Source organism: Streptomyces sp. BYX5S (assembly GCF_054724165.1).
The window spans coordinates 2,904,442-2,920,093 of sequence record NZ_CM138829.1 but is presented as its reverse complement, the minus strand read 5'-3'; the positions used below and the strand labels follow the sequence as shown (position 1 = coordinate 2,920,093).

The 15,652-nt window shown below is 72.4% G+C and carries 14 protein-coding genes; 6 read left to right on the top strand and 8 right to left on the bottom strand.

Annotated elements, in window-relative coordinates:
- Positions 1–98 precede the first annotated feature (98 nt).
- Positions 99–557 carry a pyridoxamine 5'-phosphate oxidase family protein gene (locus ACYBSK_RS13300; RefSeq protein WP_460246189.1) on the top strand — a complete coding sequence of 153 codons (459 nt, stop codon included), beginning with the start codon at positions 99–101 and terminating at the stop codon, positions 555–557.
- A gap of 7 nt (positions 558–564) precedes the next feature.
- On the opposite strand, the gene ACYBSK_RS13295 is transcribed toward ACYBSK_RS13300, so the two are convergent.
- The 4 genes from ACYBSK_RS13295 to ACYBSK_RS13280 are packed head-to-tail and all read right to left on the bottom strand — an operon-like array spanning position 565 to position 4,902.
- Positions 565–1,794, bottom strand: a complete 1,230-nt coding sequence (locus tag ACYBSK_RS13295; RefSeq protein ID WP_460246188.1) for a Gfo/Idh/MocA family protein — start codon at positions 1,792–1,794, stop codon at positions 565–567.
- Positions 1,795–1,800: 6 nt separating this feature from the next.
- Positions 1,801–2,634, bottom strand: coding sequence for a carbohydrate ABC transporter permease (locus ACYBSK_RS13290; protein WP_460246187.1), 834 nt, complete (start codon positions 2,632–2,634; stop codon positions 1,801–1,803).
- On the bottom strand, positions 2,627–3,616 hold the full coding sequence (locus ACYBSK_RS13285; RefSeq protein ID WP_460246186.1) for a carbohydrate ABC transporter permease: 990 nt from the start codon (positions 3,614–3,616) through the stop codon (positions 2,627–2,629). The genes ACYBSK_RS13290 and ACYBSK_RS13285 overlap by 8 nt, the downstream gene beginning before the upstream one ends.
- Positions 3,616–4,902, bottom strand: a complete 1,287-nt coding sequence (locus ACYBSK_RS13280; RefSeq protein WP_460246185.1) for an ABC transporter substrate-binding protein — start codon at positions 4,900–4,902, stop codon at positions 3,616–3,618. Before ACYBSK_RS13280 ends, ACYBSK_RS13285 begins: the two co-directional genes overlap by 1 nt.
- Positions 4,903–5,272: 370 nt before the next feature.
- On the opposite strand from ACYBSK_RS13280, the gene ACYBSK_RS13275 reads away from it, so the two are divergent.
- Positions 5,273–6,472: an IS110 family RNA-guided transposase gene (locus ACYBSK_RS13275; protein WP_460246184.1), complete on the top strand. Its 1,200-nt coding sequence runs from the start codon at positions 5,273–5,275 to the stop codon at positions 6,470–6,472.
- 394 nt (positions 6,473–6,866) lie between these two features.
- Here the strand turns inward: ACYBSK_RS13275 and ACYBSK_RS13270 are convergent, their stop codons facing one another.
- Positions 6,867–7,919 carry a DUF2804 domain-containing protein gene (locus tag ACYBSK_RS13270; RefSeq protein WP_460246183.1) on the bottom strand — a complete coding sequence of 351 codons (1,053 nt, stop codon included), beginning with the start codon at positions 7,917–7,919 and terminating at the stop codon, positions 6,867–6,869.
- Positions 7,920–8,051: 132 nt separating this feature from the next.
- On the opposite strand from ACYBSK_RS13270, the gene ACYBSK_RS13265 reads away from it, so the two are divergent.
- On the top strand, positions 8,052–8,861 hold the full coding sequence (locus ACYBSK_RS13265) for a YhjD/YihY/BrkB family envelope integrity protein (RefSeq protein WP_457477109.1): 810 nt from the start codon (positions 8,052–8,054) through the stop codon (positions 8,859–8,861).
- 4 nt (positions 8,862–8,865) lie between these two features.
- Here the strand turns inward: ACYBSK_RS13265 and ACYBSK_RS13260 are convergent, their stop codons facing one another.
- Positions 8,866–10,269: a DUF2252 domain-containing protein gene (locus ACYBSK_RS13260; RefSeq protein WP_460246182.1), complete on the bottom strand. Its 1,404-nt coding sequence runs from the start codon at positions 10,267–10,269 to the stop codon at positions 8,866–8,868.
- Between the two features lie 126 nt (positions 10,270–10,395).
- Here ACYBSK_RS13260 and ACYBSK_RS13255 point away from each other — a divergent pair, with 126 nt between their 5' ends.
- Complete coding sequence (locus ACYBSK_RS13255) at positions 10,396–11,727, top strand: diacylglycerol/lipid kinase family protein (RefSeq protein ID WP_460246181.1); 1,332 nt, start codon at positions 10,396–10,398, stop codon at positions 11,725–11,727.
- Positions 11,728–11,751: 24 nt separating this feature from the next.
- Here ACYBSK_RS13255 and ACYBSK_RS13250 read toward each other — a convergent pair whose 3' ends face one another.
- Positions 11,752–12,222 carry a DUF7144 family membrane protein gene (locus tag ACYBSK_RS13250; RefSeq protein ID WP_457477106.1) on the bottom strand — a complete coding sequence of 157 codons (471 nt, stop codon included), beginning with the start codon at positions 12,220–12,222 and terminating at the stop codon, positions 11,752–11,754.
- A gap of 208 nt (positions 12,223–12,430) precedes the next feature.
- Here ACYBSK_RS13250 and ACYBSK_RS13245 point away from each other — a divergent pair, with 208 nt between their 5' ends.
- Together ACYBSK_RS13245 and ACYBSK_RS13240 are read left to right on the top strand one after the other, a co-directional pair.
- Positions 12,431–12,703: a hypothetical protein gene (locus ACYBSK_RS13245; protein ID WP_460246180.1), complete on the top strand. Its 273-nt coding sequence runs from the start codon at positions 12,431–12,433 to the stop codon at positions 12,701–12,703.
- A gap of 123 nt (positions 12,704–12,826) precedes the next feature.
- A complete protein-coding gene (locus ACYBSK_RS13240; RefSeq protein ID WP_460246179.1) occupies positions 12,827–13,405 on the top strand; it encodes a helix-turn-helix transcriptional regulator in 579 nt (192 codons plus the stop codon).
- Here ACYBSK_RS13240 and ACYBSK_RS13235 read toward each other — a convergent pair.
- The gene (locus ACYBSK_RS13235; protein ID WP_460246178.1) at positions 13,326–15,605 is read right to left on the bottom strand and encodes a LuxR C-terminal-related transcriptional regulator; all 2,280 of its coding nucleotides are present in this window, start codon (positions 15,603–15,605) and stop codon (positions 13,326–13,328) included. The two genes, ACYBSK_RS13240 and ACYBSK_RS13235, sit on opposite strands and share 80 nt — an antisense overlap.
- Positions 15,606–15,652 lie beyond the last annotated feature (47 nt).

Genomic DNA, 15,652 nt, shown 5'->3' with positions numbered 1-15,652 from the left:
CAGGGCCGTTCGGCCCTATCGCTGCGGGGTCCGGAGCGGGTCAATTACCCCGCGAACGGCATCATTCGGAACGGCACACACGCTTACGGAAAGCCGCCATGAACCTCGACAACGCCCGGCGATCCGGCCCCGGACCACGGCACAGCGTGGAACTCGACAGGAGCGAGGCACTGGCCCTGCTCGCCAGCGTCTCCCTCGGTCGCGTCGTCTTCACCCAGCACGCTCTCCCGACGATCCGTCCGGTGAATCACGTATTCGACGGCGGAGACATCGTCATCCGCACCCACGAGGGCTCGGCCCTCACCTCCCGCACCCGCATCGGCGGTCTGCAAGGCGTCGTCGTGGCGTACGAGGCCGATGCCATCGACCCGGACACCCACCTCGGATGGAGCGTGGTCGTCACGGGGTACGCCGAACTCGTCGACGATCCCGCGGAGTTGGCGCGGTACCGGGCACTGCTCCGTCCCTGGGCGAACCAGTCCATGGACTACGCCGTGCGCATCCGCCCCGACCTGGTCGCCGGCACCCGCCTGACCGACTCCGGCCCGCCCCCGTGAGGCCGCCTCACCCCTGGCCGCCCACGAACCATGCGGCGAGATCGGGCGCGAGACGGGGCACGGCGACCGGCCGGCCGTCGGCGCGCAGCGACTCGGTGGCCGCGACACCGGCGGCCACCGCCTCGCGGGCGGCGACGGGGCTGGTGTCGGTGGCGCCGCCGTCGCGCACGAAGCGGAGGAACTCGGCGACGAGCAACGGATCGGAGCCACCGTGCCCGCCCTCGCCGGGCGACGGCATGGGGACGACGAGGTCGGCGTCGGCGCGGTAGCCGCTGCGCCGCTTCCAGCCCCGCACCTCGGCGCTCTCCCCGTGGTCGCCGAAGTTCTCCAGGCGGCCCTCGGTACCGATGACGGTGTAGTTGCGCCAGTAGTCGGGGGTGTAGTGGCACTGCTGGTAGCTGGCGTGGATGCCGCCTTCGAGGCGCATCACCATCATCGACAGGTCCTCGACGTCGACGACGGGGTTGAGGCCGGTGAGGGAGAGCGGCGGCCAGTTGTGCTCGGGGTCGTACCAGTCGGGCATGGTGGCGCCCGGTGCCTGCCCCGAGCGGTCGGCGATGTCGCCGTAGACCGTGAGCCCGCCGAGCGCGCTGACCCGCTCGGTGTACGCGCCGGCCAGCCAGTGGATGACGTCGAGGTCGTGGGCACCCTTCTGGAGGAGCAGGCCGGTGGTGTTGCGGCGGTCGGCGTGCCAGTCCTTGAAGTAGAAGTCGCCGCCATGGCCGACGAAGTGCCGGCACCACACGGCCTTGACCTCGCCGATCTCGCCGCGCTCGACGAGGTCGCGCATGACACGGACCACGGGCATGTGCCGCATGTTGTGCCCCACGTACAGCCGGGAACCGGTGGTGCGTGCGGCTTCCAGGACGCGGTCGCAGCCCTCGGTGGTGATGGCGAGCGGCTTCTCGACGAAGACGGCGACCCCGGCTTCGAGGAGGTCGACGGCGAGTTCCTCGTGGGTGTGGTCCGGGGTGATGACGAAGACGGCGTCGAGGTCCTCGGCGGCCAGCATCGCGCGGTGGCCCCCGTAGGTGCGCACGTCGTCGCCGAACCACCCGCGGGCCCGGTCGAACATGCCGGGCGCGGTGTCGGCGACGGCCACCACGGCGGAGCCCTCGCCGGGCCGGTGGGCCTCGCGGGCGACGGTGGCGCGCAGGCCGAGCCCGACGACGCCGAGGCGGAGGTCGCGGGTGGCCGGCTGCCGGTCCGGCGGGGCGAGGGAGGTGTCGGTGGTCATGTCTGGTCAGCCCTTCATGCCGGAGAAGGCGATGCCTTGGATGAACTGGCGCTGCATCGCGACGAACACCACGATCACGGGGAGCGTGGCGAGCAGGGACCCGGCCATCAGCACCGGGTACTCGGTGAGGTGGGCGCCCTGGAGAGAGGCGAGCCCCGCCGACAGCGGCATCTTCGCGGGGTCGGTGTTGACGATGAGCGGCCACATCAGGTCGTTCCAGGACCACAGGAACGTGAGGATGCCGAGCGCGAGCAGCCCGGGGCGGGCCAGCGGCAGCGCGATCCGCCAGAAGACGGTGAACGGGTTGGCGCCGTCGAGCCGGGCGGCCTCCTCGACCTCCTCGGGCAGCCCCATGAAGAACTGGCGCAGCAGGAACGTGCCGAACGCGGAGAACATGCCGGGGACGACGAGCGCCTGCATCGAGTCGAGCCAGCCGAGGCTCTGCATGATCTGGTACTGCGGCAGCAGGAAGAGCTGGCCGGGCACCATCAGGACGGCGAGGAAGGCGAGGAAGAGCGGTCCGCGGCCGGGGAAGCGGATCCGGGCGAAGGCGTACGCGGCCATGGAGCAGAGCAGGAGTTGGGCGGCGGTCCGCAGCAGCGACATGACGACGGTGTTCACGAACTGCTGCCCGAACGGAACACCGTCGAAGACCTTCGCGTAGTTCGAGAAGTCCCAGTGCGCGGGCAGGATCGTCGGCGGCACCCGCACGGACTCGCCGAAGCTCTTGAAGGAGGTCAGCAGCTCCCACAGCAGCGGGAACACGGTGATCACCGCGCCGAGCACGAGCAGGACGTGGGCGGGCCAGATCCGCCCCTGGCACATGTCCGTCTTACGCATAGTGGACCCACTTCTTCTGCAGCCGGAACTGGACGGCGGTCAGCGCCATGATGAGGACGAAGAGCACGCACACGATCGCCGCGCCGTAGCCGCGCTGGTTGTCGAAGAACGCCTTCTGGAAGAAGAGCATGACCACGGTCTGGCCCTCGCCGTAGGCCGGGTTCTGGAGTGCGTTCTGCGTGTTGGCGCCGATGATCAGGTACACGAGGTCGAAGACCTGGAGGGACTGGATCACCGAGAGCACGGTGGTGAAGAACAGCGTGGGGCTGAGCAGCGGCAGGGTGACCGAGAAGAACTGCCGTACGCGGCCCGCCCCGTCGAGGGCGGCGGCCTCGTAGTAGTCGCCGGGGATGGACTGGAGGCCGGCGAGCAGCAGGATCATGTTGTAGCCGACGGTCATCCACACAGCGACGACGGCGACCGCGAAGCGGATGGTGTGGGGGTCGGACACCCAGTGGGTGCCGTCGACACCGACCGTGGACAGCGCGTGGTTCAGGATGCCCGCGTCGCCGTTGTAGAGCCAGCGCCAGACGACGGCGACCGCGGCGGGCATGGTGACGACGGGCAGGAAGTAGAGGGTCCGGTAGACGCCGGTGCCGCGCAGGCCCTTGAGGTTGAGCAGGACGGCGATCGCCATCGACAGCGGGATGCCGAGGAGGACGAGGCCGGTGTAGACGGCGGTGTTGCCGAGGGACTGCCAGAACTCCGGATCGTCCACGAGGGTGCGGTAGTTGGCGGCCCCGATCCAGGTCGTCCCGCCGAACGGTCCCCATTCGGTGAAGCTGTAGTACAGCGTCTGCACGACGGGCCACAGGTAGAAGACGGCGAGGCCGAGCCCGGCCGGGGCGACGAGCGCGTAGCCCCACCATTTGTCGCGGTGTTTGAAGCGCCGCTCACGTCGCTTCAACTGACGCTGGTCCAGCTCCACTTGTCGGCCGCGCTGCGCGGGGATAGCGGTCTTCGTCGTGACGTCGACACTCATCAGGCCCTGCCCTCCCGCTCCTGCGCGAGCAGTTGGTCCATGGCGTGTGCGAGGGCGTCGGTGGCGGAGTCGAGGCTCTCGACGCCGCTCCACGCCTTGGCGAGCCACATCTGTTCCTTGTGCTGCCAGGCCGCGCTGTTGGCGGATCCGGGGAAGGGCACGGCGTCGTCGAGAGCGTCGAGGTGGGCCTTCAGGTGGAAGCGCGGCATGCCCGCGGCCCACGGTTCGGCGGTGCCGTTGCGGGCGGGGATCGCGGTGCCGTACTTGCCCTGGAGGAGGGAGATGCGTTCGGTGCCGAGGAACCGGACGAAGTCGCGGGCGAGTTCGGGGTTCGGCGTGCGGGCGTAGACGACGTTGGCGAGGCCGTGCAGCACGGTGGCGCGGCGGCGCCCCTTGGGCATCGGCGCGACGTCGACCTTGGCCCGCAGCTCGCGGTCGGCGTAGAAGGTGGCGGCGTTGTAGGACGCCTCGTAGGTCATGGCCAGCGTGCCCGACTGGAACATCTGCGTGGGGTCGGTGTCGGCCATCTGCTGGAGGGTGGGCGAGGCCCGGTAGCGGTGGATGAGGTCGATCCACAGGCGCAGCCCCTCGCGGGTCCGCTCGTCGGCGTAACCGGAGGTGCGCTTGTCGGCGGAGATGACGTGTCCGCCGGCCTGGGGCACCGAGTTGTAGTAGTTCTCCTGCGCGCGGACCGGCGCGCCCACGCCGTAGATCCCGCGCCTGCGGTCGGTGAGCCGCTGGGCGTTGCCGATGAGGTCCTGCCAGGTCCAACTCTCCTCCGGGTACGGGACTTTGGCCCGGTCGAAGAGTTCCTTGTTGTACCAGAGGGCGACGGTGTCGAAGTCCTTCGGGGCGCCGTACTGCGTGCCCTTCCAGCGGTACAGGGAGACGAGGTCGGCCGGGAAGTCGTCGGGCTTCAGCACGGCGTCCGGGCCGTCGGTGTCGAGGGGCAGCAGCTGCCCGGCGTCGGTGTACATGCCGAAGTTGGGGCCGTTCATCCAGAACACGTCGGGCGCGGAGCCGCCGGTGCAGGCGGTGCGCAGCTTGGTCCAGTACGTGCCGTTGGGGGTGAGCTGGACGTCGACGCTCACGCCCGGCCGGGCCCGCTCGAAGGCGCGGGCCGCGCGCCGCATGGCGGGCAGTTGGTAGACGTCCCAGACGCCGTAGGTGAGGCGGCCGCTCCGGGCGGGGTCCGACGTGTTCGACGAGGAGGGGCCACAGCCGGACGCGAGCGGCGCCGCCGCGAGTGTCGTGGCGGCCGCGGCGAGGAGAGAGCGCCTGCGCACAGGGAGCCTTCCTGCTCGAGGGTTCGACCGGAATGCAAGGACGCTATTTGCTCGAAGTTGACGGGTCAAGGCTTGTTTCGATCACCTTTAAGCAAACCGGTGGAGGGGCGCGGAGAATCCGGGCATGCGAAAGCCTTAGAACCGAAGTCGTGGTCCCAAGGGAATGGATCGGGCAAGGTGGTTGTGGTCCGGGGGAACCGGGTGTGGCTGATGACGAAAGTGCCGCACATGGCTCCCGGGGCATGGCCGCCCGGTTCCCTTGGACGCTCTGACTGCTGATTGAGAGTTGCGGCCCATCGCTGACTAAGGCTTCGACAGCGGGGTGTCCCTCGGACCACGGAAGTAGAGGTCCAAGGGGCAGGGGCACAGCGTGAGCACGGAAGCACAACGGATATGGGTCGGCGTCGACGTCGGCAAGGGCCACCACTGGGCCCTCGCCGTGGGCGCCGACGGTGAACGGCTGCTGTCCAGGAAGGTCTTGAACGACGAGGACGACATCCTGACGCTGATCAACGCCGTCTTACCGATGGCGGACGAGGTCCGGTGGGCCGTGGACATCACGAGCCGCCCCGCCGCCCTGCTGCTGGCTCATCTGCTGGCCCAGGAACAGCCGGTGGTCTACATCCCCGGCAAGACGGTCAATCGCATGTCGGGGGCCTACCGAGGCGAGGGCAAGACCGACGCGAAGGACGCCCGGATCATCGCCGATCTCGCGCGGATGCGACGGGACTTCCGGCCCATCGAACCCTCGGTGGAACTGACGAACGGGCTCCAGCTGCTGGTCGGTTATCGCCAGGATCTCATCCACGAGCGAGTGCGATTGATCACTGGCCTGCACGAGGTGCTGGTCGGTATCTCTCCGGCCCTGGAGAACGCCTTCGACTACCGGAAACGGCCGGGGCTGATCCTGATGACGGGCTACCAGACGCCGACCGCCATCCGCCGCATCGGCGTGAAACGCCTGACGGCCTGGCTCGCCCGCCGGTCGGTCCGCGAGGCGGCCAGTTTCGCCGAGCGCGCGGTGGAGGCTGCCGGGGCCCAGCACGCCGTGCTGCCGGGCGAGACGCTAGCGGCCCGTCTGGTCCGGGAGCTGGCGTGCCGCATCCTGGAACTGGACGAGCGGGTCAAGAAGAACGATCGCGAGATCACCGCCCTGTTCCGCACCGATGAACGGGCGGCGATCATCGAGTCGATGCCGGGCATGGGGCCCATCCTCGGTGCCGAACTGCTGGCGATCGTTGGCGACATGTCACTGCACCGGGACGCCGGCCACCTCGCTGCCCATGCCGGGCTCGCGCCGATGCCGCGTGATTCCGGACGTAAGAGCGGCAACCTGCACCGGCCCAAGAACTACAGCCGACGTCTGCGTCGGGTGCTCTACATGTCGGCCCTCACCGCGATGCGCATGCCCGGCCCCTCGCAGGTCTACTACCGCAAGAAGCGTGCCGAGGGCTTGATCCACATCCAGGCCGTCCTGTCCCTGGCCCGGCGCAGGGTCGACGTGTTGTGGGCCATGCTGCGGGACAAACGCCTGTTCACGATCAGCCCACCGGTACGTGCCGCCGCCTGACTCCGGCAGGGACGGGCGGCGGCCGCCGTTCGCAACGGCGGCCGCATGCCCCTTCCGAGTGCTTCTGCCCTCCCCCGAGCAGACCACCGGAGCATTCCCTCCAGGCGGCCGGGGGCGCGGTCCTGCCCGGCCTCGAAGTTGCCCCGAGGGACCGGCCGGACTGTCGGCGACCTTCCGCGGGAGTGGAAGGGCGAGCCCGGCGTCCTTGATGCGCCACAGGCTCGCTCTGCTGCGGGATAGCCCCTCTGCGATACGCCAGGAGGCGCTGAGGGCTGCTGCCCCCAGCCTAAGCCCCGGAGACGGATAGGAACCCCAGCGAACCAGCCCCGATTCAGCTTGACTTCGGACATTGAGATGCCCCGCCCATCCGGACGGGGCTTTCACGCGACGCCGATCACCAGCGCATGCGGACGTCCTCCGCCCAGCCCAGCAGCTCGCGTACGGCGATCTCGGTGCCGTCGTCGGTGCGCACGTGTCCGTCGTAGTACCCGAAGCGCTGGTCGGTGTGGTTGGCGAGGAGGGCGAGGTCCGTGTGGACGGAGCGGGTGTGGAAGGGGGTGAACGTGAGGTTCACCTGGTCGGATTCCGGTGTGCGGATCGTCCACGGGGCCAGGGTGTCGCCGACGGACCAGCGCCAGTCCAGCTCCTCGCCGATCTTGGTGAGCCGGCCGTCCACGCACAGCCCGTTCTCGGTGGAGCCGGTGCCCACGGTCCACCGGCCGCCGAACTGGAGCCCCAGGGTGTGTCCGTCCGAACGCCCGGACGCGGCGCCCCAGTTCCAGGCGATGTCACGCGGCCAGCGCCCGCGTCCGTGGTCGAGCACCGCCCAGCTCGCGCCGACTTCGCACTCCAGCCGTTCGCGGCCGATCCGGACCCGGCCCGCCGCGGGCAGGGCGGTCTGCTTCGAGGTGTACTGGAAGCGCCGCTCGTCCCAGGGCACGACGACGTTGAGCGACTCGTGCCCCTCCGGCCGGCCGACCAACAGATCGACCTCGACGGGCAGCCGGCCCTCGGGGGTGAGGCAGCGCGCCCGCAGCCGGGTGCCGCCCGCCTCGGCGCGGATCTCGACGCGGACCCTGCCCCCGGTCGGCCGCTCGGGGCCGACGACCACGTCCGGCGCGCCCGGCGTCCCGGCGATCCGGTCCGGAAGCCGTACGCCCCGCCCCAGGGGGACGAGGTCGGCGACCTCGAACTCCCGCCCCGACGGGCCGAATTCGAGCAGATAGACCGAGTTGAGCGCCAGGAAGTCGAGATCGCTCACGGTCAGCGCCACGAGATGCGTCGGCGTGGTCACGCACCAGTGCTCCCAGCGCTTGTTGCGCCCCCACCCCCGCAGCCCGGTCCGGTGCACCGGCAGCCGCGACCAGCCGACCGCCGCCGGATCGAGGCGTCCGTCGGCGCCGGTCAGGTCGACCGGATCAACGATTTCCCGTTCGTGCGTCGCCATCCGTGGAGGGTACCTGCGGGTGCCGAGTCACCCGGCGCGGGCGACGCCCGGCCGGACGGACGGCCCGACAGTGCTCGACAGGGGCCGAGAACCCCTCTGCCCCGAGTCCCCCGGCCCCGGGAGGGCGTCGTCATGCCGATCACCGGTGCGGCCCCGCCGCTGGCGGGCCGGATCGTGCAGCAGTTGGTGCACGTGAGCATCCTGGACATGGCGACGCGGCTCGCCGCTCAGGCGTTCCTGGCCGCCCTGCCGATGCTCATCGCCGTCGCCTCGTTCTGTCCGCAGGTCGTACGGCGCGAACTGCTCAGCTCGCTGCGTACGTTGATCGGGACGAGCGGTCCCGTGGTGGCGCAGGCCGAGGAGTTGAGCGGCGGCGGCGATGCCGCGCTGCACAGCTGGGGCGCGGCGGGCGTGCTGGTGGCGCTGCTCTCGGCGACCGCGTTCACCCGGGCGTTGCAGCGGCTGTGCGAGCGGGCCTGGGACCTGCCACGCTCGGCGGTGCGGTTCGTGGCGTGGCGGTGGGCGGTGTGGCTGCTGGTGTGGGTGGCGATGCTGATCGTGCAGGGCGCGCTGCACCGGGCGTTCGGCGCGGGCGCGCTCCTCGGCTACCCCTTGCAGTTCGCGGCGGCCGCCCTGATGTGGTGGTGGACGCAGCATCTGCTGCTCGCCGGGCGGGTGCCGTGGCTGCCGCTGCTGCCGGGGGCGCTGCTGACGGCGGCGGGGGCCGTCACGTTCTGCGGGGTGTCGGGGCTGTGGCTGTCGCGCGCGCTGCGGATGAGCGTGGAGCGCTACGGGGCGCTGGGCTCGGTGTTCACCCTGCTGTCGTGGCTGATCCTGTTCTTCACCACGGTGGTGTTCGGGGTGGCGGTCGGCCGGACGCTCGCGCGCGAGGAGTTCCTGCGGCGCCGGCTCGGCGGCGCCGCGGACCCCGGGCCGCGCTGACGTCTCACGGGGACGCCGCGGTGACCCTGCCGTCACGGACGGCCGCGGCCAGCGCCTCGTAGTCCCGCTCGTTCTGGTCGGCGTAGGCCTCCGCGAAGCGGGCGAGTGCCTGGTCGAAGCGGTCGGAGCGGCCGAGGTAGGCGGCGATGGCGACCCGGTCGCCGGAGCGGGCGTGGGCGCGGGCCAGCGTGGCGCCGCAGGCCCGGCCGAACAGGGCCATGACGCGCGGGGTCATCAGGTCGGCCTGCGGGATCGCCTTCCAGTCCCGCAACTGCCGTATGTAGAAGTCGCGTTGCCGTCCGTCGAGGCCCTCGACCCGCTCCCAGCCGAGGAACATGTCACCGGCCGCCTGCATGAGGCGCTGCCCGGCGACGACGCGTTCGCCCTGGTTGGTGTGGGGGCCGGGGCCCGCGTGGCCCGCGAGCACGGACTCCTGCGCCTCCTTGGCCTGGAGCAGCAGCGGGTCGTGCTCGTCGCGGCCGAGCAGCAGCACGATCCAGCAGCGGGTGCCGACGCTGCCGACGCCGACCACCTTGCGTGCCATGTCGACGACCCGGTACTGGGCGAGCAGGGCCCTGCGTTCGGCGGTCAGCGTCAGCGCGTACCGGTCGATCAGATCCGTCAACTGCGCTTCCAGCTGCTTGCGTTCGACGCCGGGGAGCAGGTCCCCGAGCGGGGTGACCAGGGGCGGGTCGGGCGCGATGCGGGGCTCGCCGTCGACGAGGTGGGCGAGCCTGTCGAGCGCCTGGAGGTGGTCCCGGCCGCGGGCCTTGTCGAGCGCCCGCGCCATGCGCCGCCTGCTGCGGGTGTCGAGCTTCGCGGAGACGGTGGCGTACAGCTCGTCCGCCTCGATCCGCGCGTACCAGACGTCGAGCGTCCGCATCCCGGCGAACCGCTCCATGGACTGCCGGTACGAGGCCGCCGCGGCCCTCACCACACGCGCCCGCCGCGCCCGGTCGAAGCCGTTGCCGCGGCCCGCGATGACGAGGCTGGCGGCGAGGCGCTTGACGTCCCACTCCCAGGGTCCGGGCAGCGTCTCGTCGAAGTCGTTGACGTCGAACATCAGGCGCCGCTCCGGGGAGGCGAGCAGCCGGAAGTTCAACAGGTGCGCGTCGCCGCACAGTTGGGCCCGTACGCCGCTGACCGGGGTGTGCGCGAGGTCGGCCGCCATGATCGCCGCAGCGCCCCGGAAGAACCGGAACGGGGACTCCAGCATGCGCCCGTAGCGGATCGGGACCAGCTCGGCCAGCCGGCTCGACGACTGCTTCTCCAGTACGTCGACGGGGTCGGCGCGGTCGGCCGCGGGCGCGTAGTCGGCGTGCCGCGAGCGGGGCACGCGGGACCTCGCGGACCTGCCCGCGTCGGCCCGCTCGCGCACGGTGCGGTGGCGGCTCGTCGTCTCGGTCATGGCGGGGCTCCCTCCTGGCTGCGCCCACCGTGCGCCGGGCGGCTCGCGGGGACGTCACCCTGACGGTGTGAAGTCGCCTCCCGGGGGTGAGTCACGCGCGGCCCGGCGCGTCGCAGACTGTCGGTCATGGAACCGACGACGCGGGAACGGATGCCGGAGCGGGGCCGGGGGCGGCGGTGGCTGGCGCGTGGTGCGCTGGCCGCCGCCGCGGCGGCCGTGCTGGTCCTGGCCGCCTTCGCGGGGATGAAGACCTTCGCGCTGCTGGGCGTGGGCATCCTGGGGACGGCGGTCGCCGCGGCGGCCGTGTGGTGGGTGCTCAGCAGGCGGGGCCCGGTGCGGTATCTGGCGCTGCTCCTCGCGGTCGCCGCGCCCGTGTGGGTCGTCGTGGCGTACGCCCGCGCGAACCTGGTGTGGGTGGTGCTGGTGTCGGGCGGGCTGTGGCTGCTCGCCGCCGCGGCGGGCCGGGCGGCGCTCGGTTCGCGCGAGGCGTCCGCGCCGATGCCCGAGGCGGCGGCGCCCGCGTTCCGGCGACCAGTGCTGATCATGAATCCGCGCTCGGGCGGCGGCAAGGTCGAGCGCTTCGGGCTGCGGGAGAAGGCGGAGCGGCTCGGCGCCGAGGTCGTCCTGCTGGAGGGGCCCGAGACGATCGACGTGACGGCCCTCGCGCGGGCCCGCGCCGCCGCGGGCGCCGACCTCCTCGGCGTGGCGGGCGGCGACGGGACGCAGGCCCTCGTCGCCGATGTCGCCGCCGAGCACGGGCTGCCGTTCCTCGTGATCCCGGCGGGCACCCGCAACCACTTCGCCCTCGACCTGGGCCTGGACCGCGAGGACCCGGCGCAGGCCCTGGAGGCGCTGCGCGACGGCGTGGAGCTGCGCGTCGACCTCGGCAGGGCGGGCGGCCACCCGTTCGTCAACAACGTGTCGTTCGGGGCGTACGCGGCGGTCGTGCAGAGCCCCGCCTACCGCGACGGCAAGACCCGTACCACCCTCGATCTGCTGCCCGATCTGCTCGCCGGGCACAAGGGCGCGGAGCTGACGGCGCGCGCCGACGGACACGAACTGAGCGATCCGCAGGCGCTGTTGGTGAGCAACAACCCGTACGGCGCCGGTGATGTCGCGGGGCTCGGGCGCCGGACCCGGCTCGACGGCGGGGTCCTCGGCTGCGTCGGCGTGCGCGTCACGAGCGCCGCGCAGGCCGCGGGGCTGCTGCGAGGCCACCGGTCGGCGGGGCTGACGGCGTGGACCGCCGCCTCGGTGGTCGTCGACGCCGACCAGGAGTCGATCCCCGTCGGCCTCGACGGCGAGGCGCTGCGCATGGACGTACCGGTACGTGTCGACGTGCGCCCCGGCGCCCTGCGCGTGGTCGTGCCGAGGCGGCGCCCCGGCACGTACCGGGAACGCCCCGCGCTGGACTGGCGGGGCATCACGGGCCTGGCCCTGACGGTGCGCAGGCCCTGAAGGACCGCCCCTGCCTTCTCGCGGCTAGAGCGGCGCTCCGTAGACCTTGTGCGCCTCCCGGTGGCCGTACATGGCGAGGGACCAAATCACGAGGATGTCGAGGGCGATGAGGATGGCCGACCACACGGGCTGGTACGGCGTGAAGAAGAAGTTCTCGATCGCGCTCGCGCCGGCGATCACCATGACGGTGATCCGCGCCCAGGTGCGGCCGCTGAAGAGGCTGACGGCCGCGGCGAAGACGATGACACCGGTGATCATCTGCACCCAGCCGCGGGCGTTGGTGTCGAAGTCGAACGCGTAGTCGTTCTGCGCTTGGTAGTAGTTGTCGTTGAGGACCGCGGAGAGTCCCGCGATCGCGTGGTAGCCGCCGATGATGCCCATCACGAACGCGGCGAAGACGACGCCGCCGACCGCGACCGGGCGGACCCGGGGCTCCCGTTCGGGCGTTCCGGGCGGGCCGGGGCGCACCGGGCCCGGCGAGTACTGGTCGGTCATGTCGAACCCTCCTCCTCGATGGTCCCGGGCTCGACGCTCCCGGGCTCGATGGCTCCGGAGCATGCCGCCCGCGCCGCCCGGACCGGATCCCCCACAGCGGATGAGCCCCGCCGCCCGCCCGGCTGTCACCCGTGCGAGGTGATGCCACCCGAGGTGCCCTCGCCGTGACAATGGCGTGCGGGGTTGCCCTCGCACAGGAGGTGACGTGATGGGCGGGTCACACACGGGTCCGGGACCCGAGCCGACCGGAATTCCCTCCGGTGGCGGCGACTTCGAGATCCGGGTCAGGGGCCGGATCGGCGACGCGTTCCGGTCCGCGTTCGGGGAGCTGACGGTCGTCCTGCACCCGGCCGAGACGGTGCTCGTCGGCGCCGGCCTCGACCAGGCCGCCCTGTACGGGATCCTGGACCGGATCCAGGGGCTCGGCCTCGAACTGCTGGAGGTCCGCCGGCTCCCGGGGGCGCGGGGCGGATCCTCCTAGGGTCCGTTCGGCCCTGTCTGCCGGGCGAAGCTCCCTGAAAACGGCGCGGAAGACCCCTTACGCGCCGGGAGCGCACACCGCACCTTGGTGAGGTGATGCCCTCCACAAGGGGAGGTGAGGGGCATGATCACACCCCTTTGCCCGCGCGCCGACACCCACCGGGGAAGCCCGGAGCAGGTCGCCGGCCTGCGGCTTCGGCTGGGCGCGCTCGACCAGGAGGACGCGGCGGCCGACGCCGCCCTGACGGCCTGCCTGATGTGGGTGGCCGACGTCCTGATGGACGTCGCGGGGAGCGTGTCGGACCCGCGGGCCGCGGACGCGCTGGTGGGCCGTGCGGCGGCCGCGCTCGCCGCGGTTCCGGTCGCTGTTCCGGTGTCGGCACCGATACCTCGGGACGACGGCTCGCGCCCGTCAGCGCACCGACTGACGGACCGTGAACTCGCCGTACTGCGCTCCCTGCTGCGGCAGGAGGCATCGCTGCGCCAGATCGCCGACGATCTCTACGTCTCGTACAACACGGTGAAGACCCACACGCGCTCCGTGTACCGGAAGCTGGGCGCGCGCTCCCGCGCCGAAGCGCTGCTGCGCGCCGAGGAGTTGGGGCTCATCGGGTGCGTTCCCTTCACAGGATCTGGAGTTCGCGAGCCCGGCGCACCGCGGCGGACCGGCGGGACACGGCCAGCTTGCGATAGACGCTCTTGAGGTGCGTCTTCACGGTGTTCACCGACAGATAGAGCTCGTCGGCGATCTCCTCCGTGGTCATCATCTGCGCGAGCCGGTCCAGCACGTCGCGCTCCCGCGCGCTGAGCCGCTCGGTGGGCACGTCCGGCGGTGCGGCCGGGCCGGGCGGCACCGCGTCGGCACCGCCCGCGTGCGCGGGGCGCAGCAGCCGGGCGCAGGTGGGCGCCACGGTCCGCTGCACGGCCTGGGGCAGCCGGGACACCGCGACCGCCTCCGCGGCGGCCTCGGGGCCCCGGCCGCCGCGTTCCACGTGGCCGGCGACCCGGGCGACGACGCCCCCCACCTCGGCGATGAACGTGTCGCCCGACTTTCCCAACGCCCCGTCGCTGTGCGCCAGTTCGTGCCGGGCACGGCCCGGCTCGCCGCGCGCGAGGGCGCCCCAGGCGCGCACCAGGTGCAGGGTGGCGCGGGCGGTCTCGCCCCCGGTCCAGGGCGGCATCGGCGGCTGGGTGGCCTGCGCGGTGAGTTCGTCGGCCGCCCGGAACCGGCCGCGCAGCGCCTCTAAGAGCGCGAGTTCGACGAGGCAGTCGCGGCGCAGCGGACCGTTGCGCGCGGCGCCCGCCGCCTTCAGCCCTCGGGTGAGGGAGACCTGCGCCGCCTTCAGGCTGCCCGCGCGGAGTTCCCCGCTGCCCCGTACGGCCAGGATCAGCGCGGGGATCTCGGGGCGCTCGGCGAGCAGGGTGCCCGGCACGCGCGGCCCCACCGACTCCGCCTCGGCCGCCGCCGCCCCGGCCCGGCCCGGGTCGTGGCAGCGCAGCCGCTCCATCCGGATGACGGCGTGGGCGAGCCGGCACCGTGCCGCACGGTCGTCCTGGCCCGGCGGCAGCTGGTCGAGGAGTTCGGCGGAGCGTTCCAGGTGCCTGGTGCAGGCCTGGTCGTCGCGGCGGGTCCGCGCGACGGCCGCGGCGAGCAGCACGGACTCCGGTTCGTCCTCGGACAGTTCACCGGCCGGCTGCCGGCCGGCGTCGACGGGCAGCCGGGCCCTGGCCAGGCCCAGCACCTGTCCGATCGCCAGCCGGTGCACGATGAGCCGGGCCGCCTCGTCCCAGTCGCCCGCGGCGAACAGGTGCCGCACGGCGTCGGCGAGCAGGCCGTGCTCGGCGAGCCACGCCGCGGCCGTGCGGTGCAGGGATGCCACCTGCCCCGGCGTCTCGTGCCGCAGACAGGTCCGCAGCACGTCGGCGAACATCTGGTGGCAGCGGTACCAGCCGTGCCCGGTGGGCCGCAGGAAGGAGTTCTCCCGGACGAGGCCCGCGAACAGCGCGCCGTCGGTGTCGCCCGCGAGTGCGACGGCCAGCTCGGCGTTGACCCGGTCCAGGATGCTCGTCGTCAACAGCAGTCTGCGCATGCCGGGCGACTGCTGGTCGAGAACCTCCTCGACCAGATAGCTGGAGATCGCCTCGTCGTCGCCCGCGAGCCGCTCCACGAACCGCTCGGGGTCGTCGCGCCGCTCCATGGACATCGCGGCGAGCCGCAGTCCGGCCGCCCAGCCGTCCGCGCGCCGCCGCAGCGTGCTCACCGTCTGCTTGGCCACGTCGATGCCGTGCTGGGCGAGGAGGGCGGCCGCTTCCCGGTCGTCGAAGGCGAGGTCCGCGGTGCGCACCTCGGTGACCTCGCTGGTGAGCCGCCCGCGGTACAGGTGCAGCGGCGGGTCGCGGCGGGCCAGCACCACGAGGCGCAGCGCGTCGGGGGCGTGCCGCAGCAGCTGGGTGACACCGCGTGCGATCGGCGATTCGAGGGCGGGCTGGAAGTCGTCGAGGACCAGCACCGACAGCTCACCGTGCCGGTTCAGGCAGCCGGCGAGGGTGGCGACGAGCAGCGGCCCGTCCTCGCTCGCGGCGGGTTCCGGCACCGTGACCCCCGCGGCGCGCAGCGCGCCGAAGACCCGCTGCCAGAACACGGAGGGGTGTTCGGCCGGTCCGTCGCAGGCCACCCAGGCGAGCGGCCCCGAAGGGCGCCGGGTGTGCGCCCACTCCAGGGCGAGCGCCGTCTTGCCCGCTCCCACCGGTCCGACGACCACGGTGAGCGGTCCGCGTACGCCCCTGGCCAGTTGACCGGTCAGCCGGGGGCGCGGCACGATCCAGTCGGGCAGCGCCGGCACGGTGCCGGCCTGCCCCGCGACGGGCTCGCCGTCGGGTGTGCGGTGCGACCACTCGGCCATGGTTCCCCTCGCTCTCGCAGCGCCGTGGACCCACCCCCGTAGGGCCC

Excerpts from the sequence above, each read along its gene's own strand:
- ACYBSK_RS13300 (WP_460246189.1), top strand. The coding sequence starts at position 99 with ATGAACCTCGACAACGCCCGGCGATCCGGCCCCGGACCACGGCACAGC.
- ACYBSK_RS13295 (WP_460246188.1), bottom strand. The coding sequence starts at position 1,794 with ATGACCACCGACACCTCCCTCGCCCCGCCGGACCGGCAGCCGGCCACC.
- ACYBSK_RS13290 (WP_460246187.1), bottom strand. The coding sequence starts at position 2,634 with ATGCGTAAGACGGACATGTGCCAGGGGCGGATCTGGCCCGCCCACGTC.
- ACYBSK_RS13285 (WP_460246186.1), bottom strand. The coding sequence starts at position 3,616 with ATGAGTGTCGACGTCACGACGAAGACCGCTATCCCCGCGCAGCGCGGC.
- ACYBSK_RS13270 (WP_460246183.1), bottom strand. The coding sequence starts at position 7,919 with ATGGCGACGCACGAACGGGAAATCGTTGATCCGGTCGACCTGACCGGC.
- ACYBSK_RS13265 (WP_457477109.1), top strand. The coding sequence starts at position 8,052 with ATGCCGATCACCGGTGCGGCCCCGCCGCTGGCGGGCCGGATCGTGCAG.
- ACYBSK_RS13260 (WP_460246182.1), bottom strand. The coding sequence starts at position 10,269 with ATGACCGAGACGACGAGCCGCCACCGCACCGTGCGCGAGCGGGCCGAC.
- ACYBSK_RS13255 (WP_460246181.1), top strand. The coding sequence starts at position 10,396 with ATGGAACCGACGACGCGGGAACGGATGCCGGAGCGGGGCCGGGGGCGG.
- ACYBSK_RS13250 (WP_457477106.1), bottom strand. The coding sequence starts at position 12,222 with ATGACCGACCAGTACTCGCCGGGCCCGGTGCGCCCCGGCCCGCCCGGA.
- ACYBSK_RS13245 (WP_460246180.1), top strand. The coding sequence starts at position 12,431 with ATGGGCGGGTCACACACGGGTCCGGGACCCGAGCCGACCGGAATTCCC.
- ACYBSK_RS13240 (WP_460246179.1), top strand. The coding sequence starts at position 12,827 with ATGATCACACCCCTTTGCCCGCGCGCCGACACCCACCGGGGAAGCCCG.
- ACYBSK_RS13235 (WP_460246178.1), bottom strand. The coding sequence starts at position 15,605 with ATGGCCGAGTGGTCGCACCGCACACCCGACGGCGAGCCCGTCGCGGGG.